The sequence below is a fragment of the Pseudooceanicola lipolyticus genome, from assembly GCF_002786325.1.
Lineage (GTDB): Bacteria > Pseudomonadota > Alphaproteobacteria > Rhodobacterales > Rhodobacteraceae > Pseudooceanicola_C > Pseudooceanicola_C lipolyticus.
The window spans coordinates 59,218-82,867 of the sequence record NZ_PGTB01000006.1; the positions used below are offsets into that span (position 1 = coordinate 59,218).

The 23,650-nt window shown below is 63.2% G+C and carries 23 protein-coding genes and 1 pseudogene; 4 read left to right on the forward strand and 20 right to left on the reverse strand.

All coding sequences use genetic code 11. From position 1 onward, the window contains the following. Positions 1 to 623: 623 nt before the first annotated feature. The 6 genes from CVM52_RS26780 to CVM52_RS04215 form a co-directional block, all read right to left on the reverse strand. Positions 624 to 791: a hypothetical protein gene (locus tag CVM52_RS26780; RefSeq protein WP_172720902.1), complete on the reverse strand. Its 168-nt coding sequence runs from the start codon at positions 789 to 791 to the stop codon at positions 624 to 626. 133 nt (positions 792 to 924) lie between these two features. After that, positions 925 to 1,866, reverse strand: coding sequence for a fumarylacetoacetate hydrolase family protein (locus CVM52_RS04195; protein WP_100161384.1), 942 nt, complete (start codon positions 1,864 to 1,866; stop codon positions 925 to 927). Positions 1,867 to 1,877: 11 nt separating this feature from the next. Then, complete coding sequence (locus tag CVM52_RS04200; RefSeq protein WP_100161349.1) at positions 1,878 to 2,648, reverse strand: cyclase family protein; 771 nt, start codon at positions 2,646 to 2,648, stop codon at positions 1,878 to 1,880. 14 nt (positions 2,649 to 2,662) lie between these two features. Continuing rightward, on the reverse strand, positions 2,663 to 3,964 hold the full coding sequence (locus CVM52_RS04205; protein WP_100161350.1) for a TRAP transporter large permease: 1,302 nt from the start codon (positions 3,962 to 3,964) through the stop codon (positions 2,663 to 2,665). A gap of 2 nt (positions 3,965 to 3,966) precedes the next feature. Beyond that, positions 3,967 to 4,503, reverse strand: coding sequence for a TRAP transporter small permease subunit (locus tag CVM52_RS04210; protein WP_100161351.1), 537 nt, complete (start codon positions 4,501 to 4,503; stop codon positions 3,967 to 3,969). Next, positions 4,500 to 5,564, reverse strand: a complete 1,065-nt coding sequence (locus tag CVM52_RS04215) for a C4-dicarboxylate TRAP transporter substrate-binding protein (RefSeq protein ID WP_100161385.1) — start codon at positions 5,562 to 5,564, stop codon at positions 4,500 to 4,502. Before CVM52_RS04215 ends, CVM52_RS04210 begins: the two co-directional genes overlap by 4 nt. A 135-nt stretch (positions 5,565 to 5,699) precedes the next feature. On the opposite strand from CVM52_RS04215, the gene CVM52_RS04220 reads away from it, so the two are divergent. Both CVM52_RS04220 and CVM52_RS04225 read left to right on the forward strand, forming a co-directional pair. Next, complete coding sequence (locus CVM52_RS04220) at positions 5,700 to 6,377, forward strand: TetR/AcrR family transcriptional regulator (protein WP_100161352.1); 678 nt, start codon at positions 5,700 to 5,702, stop codon at positions 6,375 to 6,377. Between the two features lie 70 nt (positions 6,378 to 6,447). After that, entirely contained in the window at positions 6,448 to 6,987 is a 540-nt protein-coding gene (locus CVM52_RS04225; RefSeq protein ID WP_240620859.1) for a glutathione peroxidase, read from the forward strand. Positions 6,988 to 7,158: 171 nt separating this feature from the next. Here the strand turns inward: CVM52_RS04225 and CVM52_RS04230 are convergent, their stop codons facing one another. From CVM52_RS04230 to CVM52_RS04245, 4 genes and pseudogenes are all read right to left on the reverse strand, one after another. Further along, complete coding sequence (locus CVM52_RS04230) at positions 7,159 to 7,416, reverse strand: DUF4242 domain-containing protein (protein WP_100161353.1); 258 nt, start codon at positions 7,414 to 7,416, stop codon at positions 7,159 to 7,161. A gap of 26 nt (positions 7,417 to 7,442) precedes the next feature. Further along, positions 7,443 to 10,571 (reverse strand): adenylate/guanylate cyclase domain-containing protein, encoded by a 3,129-nt coding sequence (locus CVM52_RS04235; protein ID WP_100161354.1) that lies wholly within the window; start codon positions 10,569 to 10,571, stop codon positions 7,443 to 7,445. 317 nt (positions 10,572 to 10,888) lie between these two features. Further along, positions 10,889 to 11,005 (reverse strand): annotated as a pseudogene (locus CVM52_RS28060) (SAM domain-containing protein); the annotation flags it as partial. A 157-nt stretch (positions 11,006 to 11,162) separates the two neighbouring features. Beyond that, a complete protein-coding gene (locus tag CVM52_RS04245; protein ID WP_100161356.1) occupies positions 11,163 to 11,855 on the reverse strand; it encodes a winged helix-turn-helix transcriptional regulator in 693 nt (230 codons plus the stop codon). A 205-nt stretch (positions 11,856 to 12,060) separates the two neighbouring features. On the opposite strand from CVM52_RS04245, the gene CVM52_RS04250 reads away from it, so the two are divergent. Further along, positions 12,061 to 13,431 carry an FAD-binding oxidoreductase gene (locus CVM52_RS04250; RefSeq protein WP_100161357.1) on the forward strand — a complete coding sequence of 457 codons (1,371 nt, stop codon included), beginning with the start codon at positions 12,061 to 12,063 and terminating at the stop codon, positions 13,429 to 13,431. 31 nt (positions 13,432 to 13,462) lie between these two features. Here CVM52_RS04250 and CVM52_RS04255 read toward each other — a convergent pair whose 3' ends face one another. From CVM52_RS04255 to CVM52_RS04275, 5 genes are all read right to left on the reverse strand, one after another. Further along, on the reverse strand, positions 13,463 to 14,158 hold the full coding sequence (locus tag CVM52_RS04255; RefSeq protein ID WP_100161387.1) for an ABC transporter ATP-binding protein: 696 nt from the start codon (positions 14,156 to 14,158) through the stop codon (positions 13,463 to 13,465). Then, the gene (locus tag CVM52_RS04260) at positions 14,158 to 14,904 is read right to left on the reverse strand and encodes an ABC transporter ATP-binding protein (protein WP_100161358.1); all 747 of its coding nucleotides are present in this window, start codon (positions 14,902 to 14,904) and stop codon (positions 14,158 to 14,160) included. Before CVM52_RS04260 ends, CVM52_RS04255 begins: the two co-directional genes overlap by 1 nt. Beyond that, positions 14,901 to 15,857, reverse strand: a complete 957-nt coding sequence (locus CVM52_RS04265; RefSeq protein ID WP_205964874.1) for a branched-chain amino acid ABC transporter permease — start codon at positions 15,855 to 15,857, stop codon at positions 14,901 to 14,903. Before CVM52_RS04265 ends, CVM52_RS04260 begins: the two co-directional genes overlap by 4 nt. Further along, positions 15,857 to 16,750 (reverse strand): branched-chain amino acid ABC transporter permease, encoded by an 894-nt coding sequence (locus CVM52_RS04270; protein ID WP_100161359.1) that lies wholly within the window; start codon positions 16,748 to 16,750, stop codon positions 15,857 to 15,859. Before CVM52_RS04270 ends, CVM52_RS04265 begins: the two co-directional genes overlap by 1 nt. 99 nt (positions 16,751 to 16,849) lie before the next feature. Next, positions 16,850 to 18,142 carry an ABC transporter substrate-binding protein gene (locus tag CVM52_RS04275; RefSeq protein ID WP_100161360.1) on the reverse strand — a complete coding sequence of 431 codons (1,293 nt, stop codon included), beginning with the start codon at positions 18,140 to 18,142 and terminating at the stop codon, positions 16,850 to 16,852. A gap of 343 nt (positions 18,143 to 18,485) precedes the next feature. Between CVM52_RS04275 and CVM52_RS04280 the strand changes: the two genes are divergently transcribed. Further along, a complete protein-coding gene (locus CVM52_RS04280) occupies positions 18,486 to 19,154 on the forward strand; it encodes a GntR family transcriptional regulator (protein WP_172720903.1) in 669 nt (222 codons plus the stop codon). Between the two features lie 28 nt (positions 19,155 to 19,182). Here CVM52_RS04280 and CVM52_RS04285 read toward each other — a convergent pair whose 3' ends face one another. From CVM52_RS04285 to CVM52_RS04305, 5 genes are read right to left on the reverse strand one after another with little or no spacing between them, the layout of a single operon-like run. After that, positions 19,183 to 20,514 carry an amidase gene (locus CVM52_RS04285; protein ID WP_100161362.1) on the reverse strand — a complete coding sequence of 444 codons (1,332 nt, stop codon included), beginning with the start codon at positions 20,512 to 20,514 and terminating at the stop codon, positions 19,183 to 19,185. After that, positions 20,514 to 20,900, reverse strand: a complete 387-nt coding sequence (locus CVM52_RS04290; protein WP_100161363.1) for a cupin domain-containing protein — start codon at positions 20,898 to 20,900, stop codon at positions 20,514 to 20,516. Before CVM52_RS04290 ends, CVM52_RS04285 begins: the two co-directional genes overlap by 1 nt. A 5-nt stretch (positions 20,901 to 20,905) precedes the next feature. Then, positions 20,906 to 22,393 carry a 4-hydroxyphenylacetate 3-hydroxylase family protein gene (locus CVM52_RS04295; RefSeq protein WP_100161364.1) on the reverse strand — a complete coding sequence of 496 codons (1,488 nt, stop codon included), beginning with the start codon at positions 22,391 to 22,393 and terminating at the stop codon, positions 20,906 to 20,908. Between the two features lie 30 nt (positions 22,394 to 22,423). Next, entirely contained in the window at positions 22,424 to 22,948 is a 525-nt protein-coding gene (locus CVM52_RS04300; protein ID WP_100161365.1) for a flavin reductase family protein, read from the reverse strand. Then, positions 22,945 to 23,490 carry a MarR family winged helix-turn-helix transcriptional regulator gene (locus tag CVM52_RS04305; RefSeq protein ID WP_133119781.1) on the reverse strand — a complete coding sequence of 182 codons (546 nt, stop codon included), beginning with the start codon at positions 23,488 to 23,490 and terminating at the stop codon, positions 22,945 to 22,947. Before CVM52_RS04305 ends, CVM52_RS04300 begins: the two co-directional genes overlap by 4 nt. Positions 23,491 to 23,650 lie beyond the last annotated feature (160 nt).

The window sequence follows — 23,650 nt, forward strand, 5'->3', positions numbered from 1 at the left end:
GCCAGCAGAAACTCTATTGCAAAATGGGTCGAACTCTCGTTCATCTGAAACTAATATATTACAGTATCAACCCGAATGTCGATACCGCGGGTTGGATTCGATCCCTTTTGCAATGCGGGAGCATACGCCGGCATGTCCGGGTAGGCGGGCAATGCGTTGCGAGATCTGAACGGGTATCATGCCACGATTTCTCGGACAGGTATGAGAAGCGGCACGCGCGAACCCTCACAAGATGGTCGTTCACCCCGAGCCGAGGGCCGCCATCCAGGATCGGCTCAAGGCTGGTTGGTCACGAGCACAGATCGCGGATCGCCGCGACGCGCATGTCTGTCGCACTTTCCCCAAGCACCGTCGCCGCCCCAGACCAAGTGGCCATCGCAGCACCAACGGAAGGCAAATTTTCGAGGTGCTGAGATTCTTGCTCAAGCCAGAAAACTTCTCTGGGCGTGGAAAGTTTGGCGACTGGGCGCGCGGCCTGAGGCAGTTTCGCAAAGCATATTGCAAGATGAAGGGCACCCCCGGTGGGCGAACCCATCAGAAACCATGAGGTTGTCACTCACAATCGCGCCGCGGCAAACGGATATCCAAACGCGCCCCGAGGCGAAACGACATCGACAATCCCGTCAAAACGGCTTCATAAAATCCGGTCGGGCGAGTTTTTCCCGAAAGGCCTTTTTCATGTGCGACGGGTCCCAGTCAATTTTTGGGCAGACATCGAATTTGACTTCGGCAATCTCTGGCAGCTGCTCAAGTTTCGCTTTGGCCTCGATGGCAAAATGCGGCGCCATCATACAGCAGGGCGATCGATGGCGCCCCTATCCTGCCGTCTGACTTGCCCTCGCTGCACGCGATGTTCCGCGTCCCGGTCAGTGATCGGAATAACCGGGACGCCTGCGAAGGGGTATCGGACGGAGCGGGCTTGGATCAGGCGCCGCGCACCACCCGGTTGCGCAGCGTTCCGATGCCGTCGACGGTCAGTTCCACCTCATCGCCGTCGGACAGGAACTCGAACCGCTCCAGGCCACAGCCATCATCAACCGTGCCGCCGCCGATGATCTCGCCCGCGTGCAACGTCTCGGCGTTGGAGATGAAGGCGATCATGTCCTCGAAGCCGTGCAGCATCGCGCCGAGGCGGCTGTCGGTCACCAGCTTGCCGTTGATCTTGGCGACACAGCGCAGGTCGCGGTAATCCGCGATCTCGTCACGGGTGACAATCCAGGGGCCAAAGACATTCCCGGCGTCAAAGCTCTTGCCCTTTGCGGGCCCAAGCATGCCCTGCATCTCGCGCAGCTGGGTGTCGCGGGCGGAGAAGTCGTTGAAGATGGTGAAGCCGAAAACATGCTCCATCGCGTCGGCGGCGGCGATGTCGCGCCCCCCCTTGCCGATCACCACCGCGACCTCGAGCTCGTAATCCATATAGTCGGAATAGCGTGGCCAGGTGATGGTATCGCCGTGGCCCGCCACGCTGAAACGGTTGGTGATATAGAAGATCGGCTGTGCCTTGTAGATGTCCGGCACGGTGCCCTCAAACGGGCCGGGATCACCATCGCCCGTCAGCACCGCCGCAAGGCGCCGCATTCCGACCGGCGCGTTGGCGATATGGCGCGGTGCCGTCGACGCGTCGCGGATCTGCGGCGGCAGCGGCAGGGGCGCCAGCAAACGGACATCGGCCAGCGGAACGGTCTCTGCGGCCTCTTCCAAGGCGGCCCGCGCGGCTGCAAGCCCCTCGGCCCCGGCCTCGATCAGCGCCTGCATCGAGGCAAGCATCGGCTGGCCGGTGGAGGTGAGGCAGACGAGTGTCTCGCCATCTGCCGCCAGGGCGCCCAGGCGGGCGCCGCGCCCGCCCTCGAATGTTGCGAGTTTCATGTCGGTCTCCTTCAGTCCCGGATGATGGCGACAGGGCGGCACCAGCCGGCCGAAGCCCCCTTGATCTTGACGGGGAAGCATTGCACCTCGAACCCGGTGGCCGGAAGCTGTTCGAGATTGGCAAGCTTCTCGATATGGCAATAGCCGCGATCCATCCCGGCGCGGTGGCCTTCCCAGATCAGCGAGGCATCGCCGGTTTCGGCCACCTTCTTCGCGGTGTGGACAAAAGGCGCGTCCCAGCTCCAGGCGTCGGTGCCGCAAACCCGCATGCCCCGCTCGGTCATCCAGTTGGTTGCCGCGCGGCCGATGCCGCAGCCCGACGGCACATATTGCGGCGTGCCGTAATGCGCGGCGGCGGCGGTGTTCACCAGCACGATATCACCCGGTTGCAGGTCATGGCCGATGCGCTCGAACTCGGCCACCACGTCTTCGGGAGTGACAACATATCCGTCCGGCAGCGCCCGGAAATCAAGTTTGACCCCGCGCCCGATGCACCAGTCGAGCGGCACTTCGTCGATGGTGATCGCCCGTTTGCCGCCATCCATCGTGGTATGATAATGATACGGCGCGTCAAGATGTGTGCCGTTATGGGTCGACAGGGTCACCTGCTCGACCGCCCAGCCCTCGCCGCCCGGCAGATCGTCGCGGCTTACCCCGGGAAAGAACGAGAGGATCTGCTCGGCCGTCTCCTGGTGGGCGAAATAGGTGATCTTGGGGCCAAGCCCCGGCGGATCGGCATAGTCCGTGTTTTCGAGTGGTCGAGAGAGGTCGATCAGGCGCATGAATCTGTCCTTTGTCAACGGCCCAAAAGGCCGGTTGCGATTTGCGGGATGAGGATCAGCGCGACCAGGGTCAGCGTCATGATCAGGGCAAAGGGCGCGGCCCCCCGGAACACCTCGCCCAGGGTGATGCCGGTATCCTTGAGGGTTGCGTGGACCACGAAAACCGACAGGCCCAGCGGTGGGGTCAGCAATCCGACCTCGACAGCCAGCACGGTGATCAGGCCGAAATGCACGATGTCGATGCCCATCTGCTGGGTCACCGGATAGGCCAGCGGCACCGTCACCAGCATGATCGACGAACTGTCCAGAACGGTGCCCAGCAGCACCAGCAGCCCGGCAAACAGCATCAGGAAGCCGACGGGCCCGATGCCCGAGCCGATCGCGGCCTCGGTAATCGAGGCAGGCAACCCGGAAAACGCCAGCATGCGGCTGTAGATCGAGGCGCCGATGATCAGAAAGCAGACCGCCGCGGTGATATGGCCCGTCTGCACCGCGATCCGCCAGGCAGCCCGGGCGCCGATCCGGCGCAGGACGATGCCGATGATCACCGCCGCCGCCGCCCCGACAGCGCCGGCCTCGGTGGGGGTGAAGAAACCCAAGTAGATCCCCGACAACACCAGCGTCGCCAGGCCGAGCACCGGTAGAATGGTCCAGGTGGGCGTTGTTTCGCCTTCTTCCGCGGGGTTGATCCCTTCGAAGTACTGCGGCCGGGCCACGCCAAGACCGCTGAGATACAGGATGTAGGCCCCGGCCAGCAGCAGCCCTGGACCGACGCCGCCGATGAACAGGTCGCCAATCGAGGAATCCGTCAGGATCGCGAAAAGGATCAACAGCAGCGACGGCGGGATCAGCATGCCCAGCACCGAAGACCCGGCGACAACCCCGACGGCAATGCTGCGATTGGTCCCGGCGCGCACCATTTCGGGCACTGCCACCTTGGAAAAGACTGCCGCAGAGGCGATGGAAATGCCCGTGATCGCGGCGAAGACGGCATTGGACAGCACCGTCGCAACCCCGAGGCCGCCGCGCCAACGACGCAGTCCGCGCGAGATAACCGCGAAAGTATCGCGGCCCATGCCGCTTTCCGAAACGGCGAGGCCCATCAGCACAAACAGCGGCACAACGCCAAACGTATAGTCGGCAATGCTGTCCGTCGCGGCAAGCGCCACGAAGTTCATGGCAAGCTTGAGCTTGCCGGTGATTGCCCAGACCCCGAAGAGCGACACACCGGCCAGGGCAATCGCAACGTGCAGCCCGGCATAGATGGCAATGCCAATCGCGACCAGCGACAGGTATCCGACGGTGATTGGGTCCATGATCAGGCGTTCCGGTGTTCTTTGAATCGGGTCGCGGCGGTCAGCAGGAAGGACAGCGCCAGCAGGATCGAGCCCAGCACGATCAGGAACAGGAAGGGCCAGACCGGCAGGGTGAAATGCCCCTGCACCCCCTCCATCTCGCCACGTTCATAGGCGCGCACCACCTTCGGCCAGACCGCCCAGGCCAGCGTCAGGGCGAAGGCCGCGCCGCAAAGCTGCGCGATCAGGTCCAATGTCAGGCCGGCTGTCGGCCAGCGCCTGCGCACCATGCCCAGGATGCCGTCAGAGCGGATCATCTCGCCCTTGCGGTGGGTATGGGCGATTTGCAGAAAGACAATGCCGACGATGGAATATTTCACCATCTCCGGCACGCCCGCGATCGGGCGCCCCAATGTCTCGCGCCCCAGCACGTCGGCCACGATCAGCACCATCAGCCACAGGATCCACAGCGTCGCCACCACATTGGCAGTGCCCATCACCACGTCTGCAACCTGGTCGAGGCGCCCGCGCGCCCCGACCCGGGTGATGTCCTGCGTCATTCCGCCGACCAGTCACGCGGCAATGCCACGCCCGCATCTTTGAGGTGGTTGATATAGGTGGTCAGCACCACGGTTCCGGGGATCCCCTTGCCGTCAAGATCCTTGGCCCAGTCCATCGCGATGTTCGGCAGGGTGTTTGCCCAGTTGCTGCGCTCTTCCTCCGACATTTCGGAAATCTGGGCGCCGCCCGCTTCCATCGCCTTGAAGGCCCCGGCAACCCGCGCTTCCAGTCCGGTGCGATAATCCGCGGCAAAGGTGTCGGCCGCCGCGCGCAGGGCCTCTTGCACCACCGCGTCCTGCTCGTCGAACCAGCTTTTCTTGGCAACAATGCCGCCCGCAAATTGCGCGCCGAAATGCACGCGGGTCACGTAGGGTGCAACCTCGAACAGCTTGGCCGCCGCCGCCGCCGTCGGGAACACGATCACGCCTTCGGCAACACCCGACTGGATGTCATTGTAATAGGTGGTCAGATTGCCCGAAACACCGACTGCGCCGGTCTCTTTCAGCCAGTTTACCGCCGGTCCCGGGGCGTTGATCTTGCGGCCTTCGAGGTCGGACAGGCTGGCCACCGGGAAGGTGGTCATCAGCAGGTAATCCTCGAGCCCGAAGCCGCCGCCGAGATATTCAAGGTCCAGATCTTCCCAGAGTTTCCGCATCGCCGGGATGTCGTCATGCATGGCATCGACGGTGGAAAGCACCAGATCGACATCGGGCGAACCGAAGGGGGTCACGTAGGTGACGTTCTGAAGGCTCAGCAGCGAGGGCTCGAACAGCGACGACACGATCCCAACCTGTGCCAGGCCGTCCTCCATCGCCTCCATCTCGCCCCCGACCTTGGCCAGCGTACCGCCATAGGCTTCGGTCCAATCGATGGAATAATCGGTACCCTCCAGCGCTGCGTTCACCGCCGGAATATAGGATTCCGAAAGTGTCTTGACCCACAGAAAGACGGGCGGATGGCCCGCAACCGCTGTGACATCCAAAACTTCGGCCCGCACGCTTGCGGCACAGGTTAGCGTTGCGGCCAGCGTGCAGCTGGCCAGCGCTCTTGCGAGATTCATCAAGGTTTCCTCCCAGTTGCGCCGAAGCAAAAGCTCCGGCATTCTCTCCTTCAAACAAACTATCTGAACGTATGTATAAAAAGTCAACAACCGGATATCGAGGCCTTGCGAAATCCATAATCGGAGAACCAGCGCTTGCGACAATCGCTTGAAGAAACTGATAATTCCCGCACCACCGACGGCCGGCTCGCCCGCGGCGAAGCGACCCGCGAGCGGGTCCTGGATGCCGCCGAGAGATGTTTTGCCGCGGACGGGTTCGAGGCCGTGTCGATTCGACAGATTGCCCGCGAAGCCGAGGTAACCCTGGGAGTTGTCGGCTTTCACGGCGGCTCGAAGGAAGAACTTTTCAAAACGGTGCTTGCCCGGCGTTCCACCACGCTGGATGACCTGCGCACCGCCGCCCTGGCCGAATTGCACGCGCGTGGCGACTTCACCATCCGCGATCTGGTGGATGCCTACCTGACGCCCTATCTCGACATTGCCTCGCGCGGTGATCCGCAGTGGCGCGCCTATGCCGAACTGATCGCCCGGGTGGCCTCGACCGACCATTACGTGCCTCAGATCCGCGACCTCTATGACCCTACCGCACGGCTCTACATCGCCGAGATCCAGCGCCTGCGGCCCGGTGCCAGCGCCGAGGCGCTTGCAACCGTCCTGACCCTGACCGTCGCTTCGATGCTGTCCATCGTCGCCAGCCGGGCCCGCATTGTCGGACTCAGCGAAACCGCAACCTGCGATGAGCCGATGGATTACCGCAAAATCTTGATCGATTTTTGTACTGGCGGGATCGAAACGGCACTTTCGCGCGTTTAGACCGCAGTTCACCGGTTTGCAGTGGCGTGTTAAGATTGCGTCGACGTCTGGGCCATAAGGACGAAAGAGGATGATGTTCGGACATATCTTGATCCGCCTGGCCCTGCTGAGCTGTCTCGCCTTCGCGGCGCCGGCGGTTGGGGCCACGGGGCTGTCCGGCACCTTTGCCTCCATCGACGGCGGCACCCTGTCGGTGGAAAGCTGGCGCGGTAGGCCCGTCCTGGTGGTGAACACCGCCTCGCGATGCGGGTTTACCGGTCAGTATGACGGCTTGCAGCGGCTTTACGAACGCTATCGCGACCGGGGGTTGGTGGTGCTCGCCGTGCCGTCAAACGACTTCCGGCAAGAGCTGGGCACCGCGCAGGAGGTCAAGGAATTCTGTGCGTTGAATTTTGCCCTGGATCTGCCGATGACCGACATCACCCAGGTGCGCGGACCCGACGCGCATCCGTTCTACGCGGCCGTAGCGGCGGAGACCGGATTTGTACCCAGCTGGAACTTCAACAAGATCCTGATCGGACCCGACGGCACCGTGGTCGACACCTGGAGAGCCGCAGTCGAGCCAGACTCACCGGCGATCCGGGATCGGGTGGAAGCGCTACTGGACTAAGCGCCAGTCGCCGCCCTCCTGCTGGACGGGGCGCGCGCAGGGCGCCGGCATCATCTGGCGGGCGTGCAGTTTCGGTTGCCAAATTTGTTCTCAGTGGCGGGGCCAGAGATGGACGACCCCCTATGCGTTACCGCCGGTCGCGCGCGTCCGTGCTGGCCTGACAAGATCGGACTAGGCGAAGACGTTTGGATCGATCTGGTCTACCGGCGTGATCACATCAGCCGGAATATTGAGCCTTTCAGCAGCACGGCGCAACGCATCGGCGTCCGGTGCTTCGTAGAGGCAATAGGTCTTGCGTTTGTCGGCACTCAGAAACGAGAAAATCCATTCGACCCCTTCGGAGTCATTGATCTGCTTGATCTGCAATTTCCCATCGTCTGACAGGGCCAGTTCCTTGGCAAAGTTCCGTTCGATAATGAAACGTGGCATCGTTCGACCCTCTGGGCTTGGCGGTCTCAGTTGAGATCGCGGCGAAGTGAAGCACTGAGTCCTATCATACCAAACTTCACCGCCGTTGCCATGGCTTCATCCAGCAGTCCGTCGATATGTTCCCTGTCGCTGCTGCGGCCACGCTTGTGCATGGCCAGAGCAAACCCGGCCTGCGATCGCGCGATCCAGGGCGTGGCCCTCATGCCTGTATCCAGGTCGAGGGCAGCCTGGAAATGCTCTTCCATCGCTGTCCAATTCCCGCATTCGGCGGCGAGGGCACCCAGCCTCCGGTCGGCCGATCCATAACAGACCGTGGCAACGCCGATGGTGATGGTCATCCCGCGATAGGGCAGCAGACGGTCGTAGAGCGTCTGGCACATCTCGGTATCGCCAATCATGACGGCGGTATCGGCGAGATAGCTGAGCGTGGCGCTGTATTTCGCGTCAAGCGGCAGGTTGAAACCGGTCGCCGCCATCTCGTTCATCATGCGCCGGGCGGCATCGAGATGCCCGAGTTCGGCCGCGATCAGGGCAAAGCCGGGCCGCCAGCTGGCATCGCCTTCGTCGTCGTCCAGCAGCCGCTTAATCACCGGTGCGACCTCGGCCAGCCGCCCCTGTTCACGCCGGATCGAGAACATCTGGACGCCAAACAGACCTTCGACATGGCTGCCATGTGTCGTCACCCCAAGCCGCAGCGCTTCGTTGGCGAGCCGCTCGGCTTCGGCGAACTCACCGTCCAGGATGGCCTTCATCGCGTGCCCGTGCCGGGCGACCCAGTCCATGTGCATGTGCTGGCGCGCGGCGCCCACATCGTCGAGACGTTGCAGCGCCTCTTCCATCAGGCCGCGGTCGCCCATTTCGGTCGCGACATAGATGGCGATGGCAGAGGCGCGCCCACGGTCGGCATCATCCGTCAGATCTGCCAGCGCCAGAAGTTGCCCGATGCGCTCGCGCCAATTCGCCACCTCGTCGGGATCGCGGGCCACGACCGGCGCCAGAAACCGCGACATCATCTGGTTGAACAGGGCGTTGTTGTCGCCAAGTTTCCGGGCCATCGCCTCGGCCTCGCGCCCGAAACGGGTGCTTTCCACGAAACTGCCGTTCATCATGTGCCCGCGCGCCAAATGCGCCATCAGCTTGCATCTCAGGCGGATGTCGTCGATCCGGGGATTGGCCAGGGCTTCCTCGCACAGCGCAATCGCGGCGGTGGGGTTATAGGCCGACAGCATGACGCTATCCATGTAGGTGATCGCCGCATCGGCAAACAGCAGGGGATCGTCCAGCGCCCTGGCCTCTTCGGCGGCGCGCCATGCTGACTTGAGGGCCGTCGGCAGGCTGCCGGCATGGGTGTGCGCTTCGGCCAGCAGGATGCGCGCGGCGATCACGCTGGGATGCGGACTGATCCCTGCCGCGATGCTTTCGGCGGCGGCCAGTGCCTCCTTGGCATGGCTGACGGCCTCGTAGGTCGCCGATCGTTCCAGCGCGCGGCGGGCCGCCGCTTCCCATCGGCTGAGGGCTTCGGCGGTTTCGCCGGCTTCGGTGAAATGCCGCGCGGCAAGCTCGGGTTCGCGATCGACATCCGAAGCTTTCAGCCGCTCCAGCATACGCGCCAACTTGCCGTGCAACAGGCGGCGGTTCCGGCGTAACAAGGCCTGATAGGCCGCATCCTGGATCAGCGCGTGGCGAAACGCGAAGCTGCCCGGAACGATCCCGCTTTCATAGATGATATTGGCGCGGCGCAGCTCGATCAAAGCGGCCTCAAGCTCGGCGGGGGGCACATCGGCCAGAGCGCCAAGCAGGCTACGGTCGAACTCGCGCCCGATGACCGAGGCAACCAGCGAAACGCTGCGTGCCTTGCGCGACACCCGGTCAAGCCGGGCCAGCAGAACCCCCTGAAGGCTATCCGGGACCGCCCCCTGCAAATGCCCATCCTCACTGTCACCGATGGCGCGCGCCAGTTCCTCGACAAACAGCGGCACCCCATCCGTCCGGTCGACAAGTTCCTCGATCAGGGCGGGCTCGATCGGACGTTCAAGCACACCCTCGATCAGTCTGGCGATATGCTCGCCGCTCAGCGGGCCGAGCCGCAGGACCGAGACATGCGGATGATCGACCGGCCAGGTCGAGGTCCATTCGGTGCGATGGGTAACCAGCAGCATCACCGGCAGATCACCGCAAATCTCCACCACGCGTTCGAACGCCTCCAGGCTCGACGGATCGATCCAGTGGGTGTCCTCGACCAGCATCAACAACGGGAATCTTTCCGCCCGCGCCACAACCGACCGGGCCAGGGTTTCGATGATGCGACGCTTGAGTTCCTGCGGCTCCAGGCCGGTCAGCAATTCCGGATTTGGCGGAGTCAGGCCCAGCAGCTTGGCATATACCGGCGCGTCGCGATCCGGGTCCAGAAAATGCGAGCGCACCAGTGCCTCGACCCGTTCATAGCTTTCGCCGGGGTCGTTGGTCATGCGCAGTTTCGCGGCGCGGCGCAATCGATCGACAATCGGGTGAAAGGCCGAATTGGCGTGATAGGGCGCGCATTGATAGCGCAACAGCTCGCCGGGGCCATCTCCGATGCGTTCGATGAAGGCCTGCGCGATCCGCGATTTGCCGATCCCGGCCTCGCCGGACAGCATGATCACCTGGCCCTTGCCGTTCAGCGCGGCCTCCCAGGTGCGCAGAAGCAGCGCCATTTCCTCGTCCCGGCCCACCAGCGGAACGTCGCTTTCGCTGCGCGTGGCCTCGAACCGCGTTTCGAGCGAGCGTTCAGAGGTGGCCAGATAGACCTCGCGCGGCAGTTCGAAGCCCTTGAGCGTGCGGGGCCCGAGGCTTTTCAACTCGAAGGATCTGCCGATCAGGTCGCGCGTCTCGTGCGACAGCGCGACCGAGTTGCTTTCCGCTTCGGCCTGCAGGCGGGCGGCGAGGTTGACCACCGCCCCGACCATGGCGTGATCTTCGCGCATCTGTTCACCAACCAGATCGCCGACCACCACCTGACCCGAGGCAATCCCGACCCGAACCGCATAGGCAGCGGATTTTCCCGCAGCGCGCGCCGCGGTGCCTCCGACAATCGCGAGGCCCGCACGCACCGCCCGGTCCGCGTGATCCTCATAGGCGGTGGGCCAGCCAAAATAGGCCAGAACACCGTCGCCCATATATTTGGCGACATGGCCCCGAAGCGTTCAACCTCGGCCGTGACCCGGTCCTGATAGCGGCGCAGAAGGTCGCTCATGTCTTCGGGTTCCAGCGTTTCGGCCAGCTGGGTCGATCCGGCCATATCCACGAAGGCAATGCTCAGATGCCGGAATTCTGCCTCGCTATCGGCTTTGGCGCGCAGATCCGGGGCCGCCTCGGGCTCGGGTGTCAGCGCCACCGCAATCTCAGCGTCGCGTTCTGCAACAGCTGGCGCCTGGAACGCCTTTACCGCGGCAAGGAAAACCCGACGATGTCCCAGAGACAAGCCAAGTTCGCGAAGATCGTCTTCGGTCAGATGCGGCAGCGCCCGCATATCGACATCGTTGTCTCGAAAAACCTCGCAGTATTTCCCGAGACCTTGCTCCACGAGCCAGTTTTCAGCGTCAGCTGCCATCGTGCTGGTCCATGAATCTGAAGCGCGACGATTCCAACTATGCGCGCTCCGCGCGATATTGGCTATGCCCGCGACGGGGCTGGCCGCGCCCCAGAAAATCGTAGCGCGCCGAATAGTGGCGAGGCGAGGCAGCGCGCAGGCCGTTGCCGCGCAACCCCTAGCTCACCAGCTTTTTCTGTGCCGCGAACGGGCTCAGCCCAAGCCAGCGCTGCATGGACTCCGCGATCTCGCGCGAGCCGGTCAGCTCGAATTTGTCCCGTTCGGCAGAGACCTTGGTAAGCCCCATCCAGATTGCCGTCATGGTTCGCAGATCGACATTTACGTACAGATCCACCTCGAAACCCGGATCGGACCAGCACAGGTCGGTCTCGCCAGTGGGTTCAACCACAAGCCACCAATCCCGCTTGCTCGACGGCTGGTCATGAAACACGAATTGCAGCACCGCGCGCCGGCCGACGAGCGGTTCCGGGTTCAGGTTCCGGCGCATGTCCCACATCAGCAGCGATGCATCGAGATTTCCCAAAGACAGCGAGGATTCCACCCATTTCTGACCCCACATTCCCATCGCGATCACGACGTCGTACAGATCCTCTCCCGCCTGGGTTAGACAGTATTCGAAGACACCCCGCTCGGACGGGACGGGCCGCTTGATCACAACACCCGCCGCCTCCAGGTCTTTCAGGCGTTGCGACAGCAGCGTGGGCGACATCTTGGGTACGCCGCGCCGCAGGTCGTTGAACCGCGTCGATCCCGCGATCATCTCGCGCACCAGCACCATGGTCCAGCGCGTGCACAGCACCTCGGCCGCCATGGCGAGCGGACAGAACTGTTTGTATCCGGCATGTGGCATGGTTCCCCCCTCCTGACCGCCCCCATCATAGCATGGATCTCTGCCCACTTGGTCCAGATCCTGTACCGCCCGATTCAGTTCCGTGACTAGTTTTGGCCTGGATCTTCATGCCAAGCTTGTCCCGTTCGACGCAGTACCTGCGCCTAAAGGGAAAGACCGGCCGCTGATCCAACGGCCGAGGGGACTGCGAACAGGGAGAAAACCAATGACCGCAAAGACACCAGCTGACTTGCGCGACCAGGTTCGTGGACAAGTCATCGTTGAAGGCGACGCCGGTTATGATGCGGCGCGCAAGGTTCACAATGGCATGATCGACAAACGCCCGGCTGTCATCCTGCGGGCCGCCAATGCCGGCGACGTGATGACGGCTGTCAACTTTGCCCGCGACACCGGGCATGACCTGTCGGTGCGCGGCGGCGGGCATAGCGGGCCGGGATTCGGCACCAATGACGGCGGCGTCGTCATCGACCTGTCACTGATGCGCGGGGTCCGGGTCGATCCGAAGGCACAGACGGTGCGCGCCGAAGGCGGCGCGACCTGGGGTGATTTCAACTCGGCGACCCACGCCTTCGGCCTGGCCACCACGGGGGGCATCATTTCGACAACGGGTATCGCCGGGCTGACCCTAGGGGGTGGGATCGGCTATCTGGCGCGCGGTCACGGCCTGTCGCTCGACAATCTGATTTCGGCCGACGTGGTGACGGCCGATGGAAAGATGCTGGTCGCCAGCGAGACAGAAAACGCCGATCTTTTCTGGGCGATCCGCGGCGGTGGCGGCAATTTCGGCGTCTGCACCTCGTTCGAATACAAGCTCCAGCCGGTGGAGACGGTCTATTGGGGGCCGATGTTCTACGAGATCGACGAGACCGAGACCGTCTTCAAGTTCTTCCGCGACTACATCAAGACCGCCCCGCGCGAGATGGGCGCATTTCCGGCCTTTCAGATCGCCCCGCCGCTGCCCTTCATCCCGGAAAACCGCCATGGCGACATGTTCTGTGCCATCGTCGCCTGTTGGTCGGGGGATCCTTCGGAAGGTGAAAAACAGTTCAAGGCCTTCCACGATGTTGCCGAGGTCAAGGCCGAACATGTCGGCCCCCTCCCCTATCCGGCGATCAACGCGGCTTTTGACGGGCTGTTCCCAACCGGGATCCGGCAATATTGGAAAGGCAACTTCGTCAAGGAGCTGAGCGACGAGGCGATTGCCGCCCATGTCCGGCATGGTCCCAACGCGCCAACGGTCAGTTCGACGATGCACCTTTATCCGATCGACGGCGCCTGCCACGACGTTGATAGCGACGCCACCGCCTTCGGGCACCGGGACGCGGATTTTGCCATGGTGGTGCTGGCCGCCTCGGACGACCCGGCCGCCGACTCGGCCCATACCAAATGGGTGCGCGACTATTCCGACGCCGTCGCGCCGCATTCCGAACCCGGCGGCTATATCAACTTTATGGATGACGATGACAGCGGGCGCGTGCGTGACAATTTCGGCGGCAATTACGACCGGCTGCTGAAACTGAAACGCCACTACGATCCGGACAACCTGTTCCGGCACAATCAGAACATCGCGCCGTAAAGCGGGGAAGCGCGGGGGACCTCCCGCGATCTCAGCCTGTGCCAAGGCGGCGGTTTGTCCCCGCGGACGAGTCCCGCCGTTCGACCGCGCCGCGTTCGATCAGCAGCGTTTCGTCCGCGATGCTGTCCAACAGCTTAGGCGAGGATTCGGTGACCAGGATGCACAGGTCCGACCGGTCGTCCCGCAGCCGCGACAGCGTGCGCGCATAGTCCAGTGCCAAGGCCGGGGCGAGGCCCTGGAAGGGCTCGTCAAGGAACAGCACCTTGTCGGCCACCATCAGCGCCCGGCCCAACGCCACCATCTTGCCCTGCCCACCGGACACGCCGCCGCCGGGCCGGGATTTCAGCTTCACCAGTTCGGGCATGAAGTCATAAACCTTGGCCAACCGGCTTTCGCGCTCGTCCTTCGGCATGTTCAGTGCGATGGCCGGCAACAGGATGTTATCCTCGATGCTGAAATGACCGATCAGGCGGCGGTCCTCGGGGGCATAGCCGATGCCGATGCGCGCCCGGTCCTGGCTGGGCCGGTCCTGAATATCCTGCCCGTCCAGAACAATCCGCCCCGATTGGCGCGGCAGCAGGCCCATGATCGACCGCAAGGTCGTGGTCTTGCCGGCCCCGTTGCGCCCGATCAGCACGGTACAGGTGCCTGAGGTCAGCTCAAAGCTCAGGTCGCGCAGCACCTGAACACCGGCAATATCGACCGAAAGGTTTTCGATTTTCAGCATCATTCCATCCCGACCACACGTTCCAGGACGCGCGGGTCCTTCATGACCACATCGGCCGCGCCCTCGGCCAGCACCTGCCCGGAATCCCAGACCACGACGCGGTCGGCGTATTTCTCGACGATTTCCATGTCGTGTTCGACGAACAGCGCGGTCATCCCGCGGCTGCGCATCGCCGTCATCAGCGTTTCCATCAGCTGGAACCGTTCCAGCGCCGAAACCCCCGACGTCGGCTCATCCAGCAACAGCAGCATCGGCTGCAGCGCCATCGCCACCGTTACATCCGCCAGCTTGCGCAGACCCTCGGGCAGGGTCCCGGCCAAGGTACCAGCCTGCTCGGCCAGGCCCAGCAGGTCCAGCAGTTCCATCGCCTCGGCCCGGTAATCCGGCCGGTCCAGCGGATTCAGCGCCTGCCAGATGCCGCGATGCGCCGCGATGGCCAGCATCACGTTTTCCAGCACCGTCTGATCGGTGAACAGCTGCGGGATCTGGAACGCCCGCGCGATCCCCTGCCGCGCGATCCGCCGCGGCGGCAGCGAGGTGATCGGCATGTCCCGCAGGATCACTTCGCCGGCCACCGGCCGGACATAGCCGGTGCAGAGGTTCAGAAAGGTCGTCTTGCCCGATCCGTTGGGGCCGATGATGGCGACGAATTCGCCTTCGTTGATGGTCAGGTTGACCCCGTCGGCGGCCTTGACGCCGCCAAAGGCAACTTCGAGGTCACGGGCAATCAGAAGCGGTTTGCTCACAGCTCGGCCTCCCCCTGGCGGGATTTGACCCCGGTCAACCGTTCGAACAACCCGAACAGCCCGCGCGGCAGGAAGAAGATCACCACCAGCATCGCCACCCCGATGATCATGTTCCAAGCCTCGGCAGCATAGCCAACCGCGACGGTGTGCACGAGTTCAAGGAAGATCGAGCCCAGGAACGGCCCGGCAATCCCGGCGATGCCGCCCAGAACCGCGGTCAAAACAAGATGGCCGGATTCCGTCCAGAACGCGTATTCCGGAAGCACATGGCCGATCGACACCGCCGCGATGGCCCCGCCGATCCCCGCCAGCGTGGCCGAGATCGTGTAGGCGGCCAGAAGCGTCGACCGCGCGGACACGCCCAGATATTCCAGCCGCACCTCGTTGCTGTGCACCGCCGAGAGCGCATGGCCCAGCGGGCTGCGCATATAGCGGTGTATCAGGAAGCCGACGACGCCCATCAGCACCACCGCCAGGTAGTACAGCACGACATCAAAACCGGCCTTGTCCAGCGTTGCGCCCAGCACGGTGGGCAGCGGCACCCGCAGCCCGTCGGTGCCGCCGGTGATGCCATAGGCCTTGGACACCAGCGAATAGGCCACCATGGACACGGCAAGGTTCAGCATGGCGAAAAAGATCGCCCGATAGCGCACCAGGAACAGGCCGACGATCAGCCCGGATAGCGCTGAGGTCACGATGGCGAAGGCGAAGATCGCGAAAATGTCGGTGATCCCAAGCCGGGTGGCTAGGAAGGCTGCCGCATAGGCGCCCACCGCATAGAACATCGCATGCCCCAGCGAGATCAGCCCGGCGCGCAGCAGCAAAGCGACCCCAAGCGCGGCAAAGCCCTTGGCGATGGCGATGGTCAGCACGAACTGGGTGAAGGGGAACAGGACAGGCGCGATCGCAAGAAGGATCAGGCCGGCCATCAGGAACGTGGTGAAACGCGACATCATACCCTCCGCGCGGTTTCAGCGCCAAACAGGCCGTAGGGGCGCACCATCAGAACGACAAGCATCACCAGATACGGCGCGACAGCGTCCAGCGAAGGTGCAAAATAGATCGCCAGCACCTTGGCAAAGGCGACGATGATCGCGGCAATGGCCGCGCCTTCCACCTGGCCCAGTCCGCCGATGGCGGCGACGGCGAAGGCCAGCACCATGGTGTCGGCGCCAAGACCCGGCGAAACGCCCGAGGTCGGTGTCGCCAGCGCGCCGCCAAGCGCCGCGAGAAAGACCCCGACGCTGAAGGCGATGACGAACATGCGGCTGGTGTCGATGCCCATCGCCTGCGAAACCTCTCGGTCTGCCACCACCGCCGACAGCAGTTTGCCGACCCGCGAATAGCTGATGAACAGTTTCAGCGCGATCAGGGTGAGGATGGCCAGCCCGATCAGAAGCAGCTGATAGGTCAGGTAGACGATGCCGCCGATCTCGACCACGCCAAGCAGGGTCATCGGCGTATCCTGATAGACCGACTGCACCCCGAAGACCATCCGCTGTAGATCCTCCAGGATCAGGAACAGCGCGAAGGTGACCAGGACCTGGACCGCCTCGCTTTTGCCATAGGTCCAGCGGATCAGCGTGCGTTCGACGATGGGCCCGCAGATCACCGCAACCAGGATCGCCGAGAGCAGCAGGATCGGAAAGGTCAGCCAGCCGGGCGCCCCTGCGGACACGACCCACAGCCCGGCACTGGCCGCGAGATAGGCGCCGATGGAATAAAAGCTGCCATGCGCCACGTTCAGGATGCGCAGCACGCTGAACACAAGGGTCAGGCCGACGGCGACGAAGAAGATCAAGGCTGCATTCGCCAGGGCATCGACGATGAGGGGGATAAAAACCATCACTGTGTCGGGTCCGGTGGTTCGGGGCGCAGGCTTCGCGCCGATCTTGGGATCACCCCGCGGCGCCGGGGCGCCGCGGAGCGGGGTGGAGGCGGGCGATTACTCGTAGCTGCCCGGTTCCGGCAGCGTGTCGAGGAAGTCGGGGCCCAGCGAGCCGATCCATTCGATCGGATCCGAGCCCAGCGGCGGCAGCAGGGCCGCCCCCTCGTAACGCACCATGTTGCCCAGCACCGGATAGTCGATGCCCTCGACAACCGTGGTCATGCCCACGACCTGATCGATGACGCCGTCATTATCCTCGCGGAAGGTCATCTCGCCGGTCAGCGTCTGCGTGGTCAGACCTTCAAGCGCTGCGACCACCTGCTCTTCGGTCGGCCAGGCGCCGTCATTCTCGGCAATCGCCTTTTCATACCCCGCCTTCATCACCAGAAAACTGTTGGCCATCTTGATTGCCGGGAACACCGGGTCTTCGCCGAATTTCTCGGCATAATCCGCCGCGAAATCCGCGGCCATGCCGATGCTTTCAGCATCGGGCGACCGCCACCAGCCGTCGCCCAGCACGCCGACCACAACGCCTTCGGGCAGGTCAGAGCGTTGCAATACGGCTTCGCCCAAGGCCAGCACCGCCTGGCTTTGCCGGAAGATCCCGCGCGGCGCGGCCTGGCGGATGAAGTTCTCGAGATCGCCGCCCCAGAGGTTCGAGAAGATCACGTCCGGACGGGTTGCCGCGAGCCGGGAAATCTCGGTCTGATAGGTGGCCGAGCCCAGCTTGGGGAACAGTTCGGCCACCACTTCGACGTCGGGCTTCATCGCGGCCAGCGTCGCCTTCACGATTTCCGCCGCGTCATGGCCGAAGGAATAGTCCGGGTTGATGATCGCGACGCGGCTGACATCGGGGTTCTGCTTCAGGAAATACAGCGTATAGGCCATGAACTCGGCAATCGTGTTGCCGTTCGGGCGATAGAAGTAGTCGTGCGATTCCTTGAACAGCTGATGCGTGTCGCAGTTCCAGCCGATGGTCGGCATCTTCAGCTGATCAGCGATCGGAGCCAGGGCCAGGCAGTTGCCCGAAGACAATGCCGCGATCATGAAATCGGTCTCGCCTTCGGCAAGGCGGCGATATTCCGAGATGACGCCTTCGGCGCCCTGTGCCTCGTCGACGAAGGTGGCGTTGATCGGCACGCCACCGATCCCGCCCTGGGCGTTGATCCGTTCGATCATCACCTCGGCGCCCTGCCGTCCGGGCATGCCATAGGCGGCTGCCGGGCCGGACATGAAGGTGAAGACTCCAAGATCAAGGCTTTCCGGCTTGTCCTGGGCAGCAGCGGTGGTTGCAGCGGCCATCAGGGCCAGTGCCGAGATCGCGGTTATTAAGGTGTGAACTTGTGTCATTTTGCTTCCCTGTTGCGTGGTGGGTGCCCTGAGTGACGGGCGGAGATCTTACATCTGAAACGCTTGTGATATTTTACAGTGGTATTTGTGTTCCCGCATTGTCAAGGGGCAGGGCCAGAACTGGAGAGGGCTAAGTCAGGTGGGCCAGGCGAATTGCCTGAAAAGCGTGCCAAGCCGGTTTTCGCGGCTTTTCCCGGTTATTGATCGCTGTTGCCGTAGGGCGTCACCTGGGCGCCATTCGCTTGCAATCCGCGTGCTCTTCGTTCTTCTATGGTGTTGAAAACAGGCTGAATGAGCGTCTGAAACTTCACCAGCACAGGTGAAATGCGAAGCGATGAGCACCATGTCAAAACCCACCAGCCAAACCGGAAAACGGGTGTCTTTGCGTGGGCAAGCCTATGACACGCTGAAGCAGCGTATTCTGCGTTGCGAGTTGAAACCGGGCGAGGCGGTGACCGTTGCGGCGCTGGCGAGCGATCTGGGCCTTGGCCGTACGCCGGTGATTCAGGCCGTGGACCGGTTGATGCTGGACGGGCTGGTCGAGGTGATGCCGCGCAAGGGCGTTGTTGTCAGCGCGGTCTCGCTGGAAGATCTGGTCGAAATCATCGAAGTGCGGCTGCTGAACGAATGCCGCGCTGCGCGATGGGCGTCGGAACGGATCACCGACAAACAGATCAAGGCGCTGCGCGAAAACCTGAAGACGATGAAAAAGACCGCGGCGTCGCGGGATGTCGAACAGCTGATCTCCCTGGACAGCGCCTTTCACGAAATCATCAGCCACGCCACCGGGAACACGATCCTGGCCGAGCTTCTGGGCAACCTGCATGACCGGTCGCTGCGCTTCTGGTCCCTGTCGCTGCAGGTTCCGGAACATAACGACCGCGTGGTGGAACAACACAGCGCCATCGTCGAGGCGCTTGCCAATCACGACGCCGACGCCGCGGAAGAGGCCGTGCGCAACCATATCGCCGCCTTCCAGAGCAATATCGTCGACCGGGTGATGCGGCGCTGAGCCTGTTCCGTACAGCCGGGTCATCAAGCTATCTTCTCAGCAGGGTTTCAAAGCTGCGCGCCATGGCGAACATCCGGTGGTCGTCCATCGTCTCGCACATCAACATCAGACCGGCCGGCAGGCCGGTGCTGCGCATCGGCAGGCTGATTGCACAGCGGTCCAGCAGGTTAGCCACGGTGGTGTTGCGCAGCGCCAGCAGGTTGGCACTGCCATAAGCGGCGTCCTCCGCCATCTCCGCGAAACGCGGCGCCTCCATCGCCACGGTCGGCATGATCAGCGCGTCATAATCGGCGGTCAGCGCATCGGCCTGCGCGATCATGTCGGCCCGGGCCTTCAACAGCGCCTGGTATTCGCCGGGCTGTTGCGTTTCGCCCTTGCGGATACGGATGCTGACGCGCGGGTCATAGCCCGCCCCGGAACTGGCCAGCAGCTCGCGGTGCTGCGCCAGCGCCTCGGCCGCAATGATGCCGCCGCGCGCGTTCAGTTCCGGCAGATTGTCCAGAAACGGCAGCGTAACGCGGCTGATCCGCAGCCCGGCCTTGGCCAGCGCGGCTACCTCGGCTTCAAACGTGGCTGCGACCAGCGGGCTCAGATCGTCCAGGACGTAATTGTCCAGCACCGCGACATGCAGGTCTGATAGGTCGGGCGGCGCGGCCGGGGAGACCTGTTCGGCGCTGATCACCTGATCCAGCGCTTCGCAACAGCCCACGGTCTGGCCAATGCCGCCGATGGAATCGAACGACTCGGAGAGCGGATAGGTCCCGTCCATCGGGATGCGGCGGGCCGTCGGTTTATAGCCGGTCAATCCGCAGAAGGCGGCCGGGATGCGGCAGGACCCGCCGGTATCGGTGCCCAGCCCCACTGCGCACATCCCCTCGGCCACCGACACCGCCGCCCCCGACGACGAACCGCCGGGAATCCGCGTCGGATCGGCGGGATTGGCGGGGGTGCCGTAATGCGGGTTCAGCCCCAGGCCGGAATAGGCGAATTCGGTCATGTTGGTGTGACCCATGATCACCGCGCCAGCCTGCCGCAGCCGCCGGACCACCTCGGCATCGGCAGCGGCCGGAGGCGCGTCGGCCAGCACCCGCGACCCGGCATGGGTCACATGACCCTGAAGGTCGAACAGCGCCTTCACCGAAACCGGCACCCCGCTGAGCGGCGTGGTCGCTTCCCCGGCTGCGCGCGCCGCGTCGGCCTGTTCGGCCTGGGCGATGCTGCGGTCGGGGTCGATCATGGTAAAGACCGTCGCCCCCTGCCCCTCCGGGTCCTGAATGCGATCGAGACAGGCGGTGGTCAGGTCGAGAGCGCGGGTCTCTCCCTTGGCCATCCGGTCCAGAAGAACGGGGACAGAGTGCATCAGACCTTCTCTTCGTAATAGTGGATTTCCATCAGCACGCAGCCGCCTTCGGACTTGAACGGCCCGTGATAGGCCCCCGGCGGACGGCAGGCATAGGTGTGCACCGGATAGGCCTCGCCACCCTTGCCATTCTCGTCATTGCCGACGGTCAGGTCGCCCTCGACCAGATACACCTCTTCCCAATAGTCGTGGACGAAGGGAGCGGTGGTGAACACGCCCGGTGCAAAGCGCAGAAGGCGGGTGCGATGGCCCTGCTTGCCGTCCTCGTCCAGCGATCCCGCGATGATCTTCTGCTCGATCCCCTCGGGATAGCCCGGCGGGGTTTCCCAGCCCTCGGTGCCCATATCGATCGTATGGAATTCCTTGTGTTCTTTGTTGATGGCCAATGGTCTTACTCCGCTGCGGTTTTGATTTGGGCCAGCTCGCTTTCCAGCGAGTAGGTGTCGAGCATCCTGTCGACCAGGCCGGTGCAACGGTCCCAGTCGAAGGTGCGGAAGGAATGTCCCTTGGTGACGAAGGTCGCCCCGGCATAGAACATTTCATATTGAGTGTGCCGCGAGGCGAATTCCGAGCCGACGGCATCCCAGGCCAGCTTGAAGAACTTCACCCGGCCTTCCGAGGTGGTTGTCGGCGATTGCTGTGTTTTGCCGATCAGCGTTGCGATCTCGGGGTTGGCGAAGTCCTCCACCGACGAGGGCAGCATGATCATGCCACCGCCTGCGAGGTCGCGCAGCGTGGTGATCACGGTCGCATAGAGCTGCTGTGTCAGCACCTGCGCGGCATAGAGCGTGTGCCGGTCGGGAACGAAATAATCGCCCCGCATCTCGCCCTTGATCTCCATCGCGTGGACCAGCGAGTCGACCATGGCGCATTGCGCCGCCAGCTGGCCCAGCGTTTCACGCACCTGGGGAAAGCCGACCACGCCATTGGTTTCGGCGGTCTTGCGGGCAATCCCCATGAGAAAGCGCATCTTGACCATCAGCCGCACCTGGGCCTGGTAGTTCTGGTAGACATGCGCCGGCGTCGCGTGGAACTGCTTGTTGCACATCTCGGTGTCCTGGTTGATGAACACCCGGTCCCACGGCACCTTGACGTCGTCGAAATACAGCACCGCGTCATTTTCGTCGAAACGGCTGGCCAGCGGGTTGTCAAAGACGCTGGTGGCCGAGGCCTCGTAGGATTTGCGTGACAGGATCTTCAGCCCCTTCGCATTCATCGGAATGGCGAAGGAAATCGCATAGGGCTCTTCGCCTGCGCGCAACGGCTGAATGCAGGTCACGAAGACTTCGTTCGCCATGATCCCACCGGTCGCCAGCATCTTGGCGCCCCGGATCGTCAGGCCCTCGTCATCCTCGGCCACCACACCGGCGGTCAGGAACGGATCGGCTTGCTCATCCGCCGTCTTCGATCGATCGGCCTGCGGGTTGATGATGACGTAGGTAAGGTAAAGCTCGTTGTCCCGCGCATATTTGTAATAGTTCGACAGCGCGGTGGCACGGTCCGGGTCATGCGCTTCGAACGCGTCCAGCCCCATATACATACCGGAAATACACGAGGCGACGTGATCGGGCGCGCGGCCCAGAAAGCCGCCATGCAACTCGGTCCAGGCCTCCAGGGCCTTGCGGCGCTCGACCAGTTCGGCATGCGAAGTCGGCAATTGCCAGATCCGGTTGGCCCGTTCCCCGCCGGATCCGGGGATCTCGTAGGTCATCAGTTCGCGGTTTTCTTCCGCGGACTGGAAATCATAGATCCGTGCCATCGAATGCACCACGTTGGTAAAGGCCGGATGCGTGGTGACATCCTCCACTTCGGCACCGTCAATGAAGATCCGGCGCCCGTCGCGCAGGCTTTCCAGGTATTGCTGTCCGGTCTTGAGCATCGGTCTCTCCCGTTCGGTCGTTCGTTTCGGTCAGTAGTGAATGGCCAGCGGCCATCCGGTATCGGCACGTTCGCGGGTTTCCAGCGCGGCATAGCGGCCGCGCGCAAAGACCAGCGGGTCGCGGTCGGGGTCGCTGGAATGGCGCTCAACCCGCGCGATGAACAGCATGTGGTCGCCGGTGTCCTCCACCCGCCAGGCCGCACATTCCAGAACGGCCGTGACCCCGGATAGGATCGGCGCCTGGTGCAGGCCCGCGGTATGGGTCACCCCGGCCCATTTATCGCCGGGCCGGGCAAAGCGGTTCGACAGCTCCTGTTGCGTCGCAGACAGGATATGCACCGCATAACCCGCGGCCTTTTCCCACTGAGGCAGGCTGCGCGCCCGCTTGTCGATGGAAAACAGGATCAAAGGCGGCGTCAGCGACAGGGAATTGAACGAGGTCATCGTCATCCCCAGGTTTTCATCCCCGACAGCGCAGGTGATCAGGCAGACGCCGGTGGGGAATTGGCCGAGCGTGTTGCGCAGGGCTTTCTGTTCCGCGACGCTCTGGCTCATTTTTCGGCCCCGCGGCTCTGCAGCAGGTAGTCGGACAACAGCAGCGCCTTTTCCGCGCTATCGTTCAACTCGCGGGCCAGCGTTTCCAACATCCGGAAATTCTCGGCCGTTACCGGCTCGAACAGTTGGTCGTTGATCTCTTGCTGCTGCGGTGCCAGCGTTTTCAGCAATTCCTCGCCGCGATCGGTGACCGACAGAATGACCCGGCGCCCGTCCTCGGGGTTTGGCCACTTGTTCAGCACCCCCAGCTTGGCAAGCTTATTGGTCTCGGCCGTCACGAAGGCAGGCGAATGTGACAGGTGCGCCGCCACCGCATTGGCGCCGACACCGGCATCGCCCTGCAATTGTCGGACGGTGATCAGGATGGTGTATTGCGGTCCGCTCAATCCGATGAACGCCGCGAACTGGCCGCGGATCTGCTGCAGCCGGGCCGAGAAGGCCAGAAGATTGTGCAGCATGGTGCGGAAGGCAGCATCGCTTCCATCCTGCAACAGGTCCTCCCGGCTTACGGTCAGGCGCGTGTTGATCGAATCGTCGGTCATCTTCACTCCTCGGCGTTGAGGATGATAGTGAAGTAACTTAATTAAGTCGTCAATGATATATTACAGAAATTTCACAGCGGCAGTTTCGCTACCCGAATTACCCGATCCCGCCCGTCGGGATTGCGAATCCGCAACGGGCCCGCTTCCGAACCAGAAGCAG

Coding starts and splice junctions, on each gene's coding strand:
- CVM52_RS04285 (WP_100161362.1), bottom strand. CDS start 20,514: ATGCACTCTGTCCCCGTTCTTCTGGACCGGATGGCCAAGGGAGAGACC.
- CVM52_RS04270 (WP_100161359.1), bottom strand. CDS start 16,750: ATGGTTTTTATCCCCCTCATCGTCGATGCCCTGGCGAATGCAGCCTTG.
- CVM52_RS04305 (WP_133119781.1), bottom strand. CDS start 23,490: ATGACCGACGATTCGATCAACACGCGCCTGACCGTAAGCCGGGAGGAC.
- CVM52_RS04205 (WP_100161350.1), bottom strand. CDS start 3,964: ATGGACCCAATCACCGTCGGATACCTGTCGCTGGTCGCGATTGGCATT.
- CVM52_RS04250 (WP_100161357.1), top strand. CDS start 12,061: ATGACCGCAAAGACACCAGCTGACTTGCGCGACCAGGTTCGTGGACAA.
- CVM52_RS04280 (WP_172720903.1), top strand. CDS start 18,486: ATGTCAAAACCCACCAGCCAAACCGGAAAACGGGTGTCTTTGCGTGGG.
- CVM52_RS26780 (WP_172720902.1), bottom strand. CDS start 791: ATGATGGCGCCGCATTTTGCCATCGAGGCCAAAGCGAAACTTGAGCAG.
- CVM52_RS04300 (WP_100161365.1), bottom strand. CDS start 22,948: ATGAGCCAGAGCGTCGCGGAACAGAAAGCCCTGCGCAACACGCTCGGC.
- CVM52_RS04245 (WP_100161356.1), bottom strand. CDS start 11,855: ATGCCACATGCCGGATACAAACAGTTCTGTCCGCTCGCCATGGCGGCC.
- CVM52_RS04235 (WP_100161354.1), bottom strand. CDS start 10,571: ATGGGCGACGGTGTTCTGGCCTATTTTGGCTGGCCCACCGCCTATGAG.
- CVM52_RS04210 (WP_100161351.1), bottom strand. CDS start 4,503: ATGACGCAGGACATCACCCGGGTCGGGGCGCGCGGGCGCCTCGACCAG.
- CVM52_RS04255 (WP_100161387.1), bottom strand. CDS start 14,158: ATGCTGAAAATCGAAAACCTTTCGGTCGATATTGCCGGTGTTCAGGTG.
- CVM52_RS04200 (WP_100161349.1), bottom strand. CDS start 2,648: ATGCGCCTGATCGACCTCTCTCGACCACTCGAAAACACGGACTATGCC.
- CVM52_RS04195 (WP_100161384.1), bottom strand. CDS start 1,866: ATGAAACTCGCAACATTCGAGGGCGGGCGCGGCGCCCGCCTGGGCGCC.
- CVM52_RS04265 (WP_205964874.1), bottom strand. CDS start 15,857: ATGTCGCGTTTCACCACGTTCCTGATGGCCGGCCTGATCCTTCTTGCG.
- CVM52_RS04275 (WP_100161360.1), bottom strand. CDS start 18,142: ATGACACAAGTTCACACCTTAATAACCGCGATCTCGGCACTGGCCCTG.
- CVM52_RS04295 (WP_100161364.1), bottom strand. CDS start 22,393: ATGCTCAAGACCGGACAGCAATACCTGGAAAGCCTGCGCGACGGGCGC.
- CVM52_RS04215 (WP_100161385.1), bottom strand. CDS start 5,564: ATGAATCTCGCAAGAGCGCTGGCCAGCTGCACGCTGGCCGCAACGCTA.
- CVM52_RS04225 (WP_240620859.1), top strand. CDS start 6,448: ATGATGTTCGGACATATCTTGATCCGCCTGGCCCTGCTGAGCTGTCTC.
- CVM52_RS04230 (WP_100161353.1), bottom strand. CDS start 7,416: ATGCCACGTTTCATTATCGAACGGAACTTTGCCAAGGAACTGGCCCTG.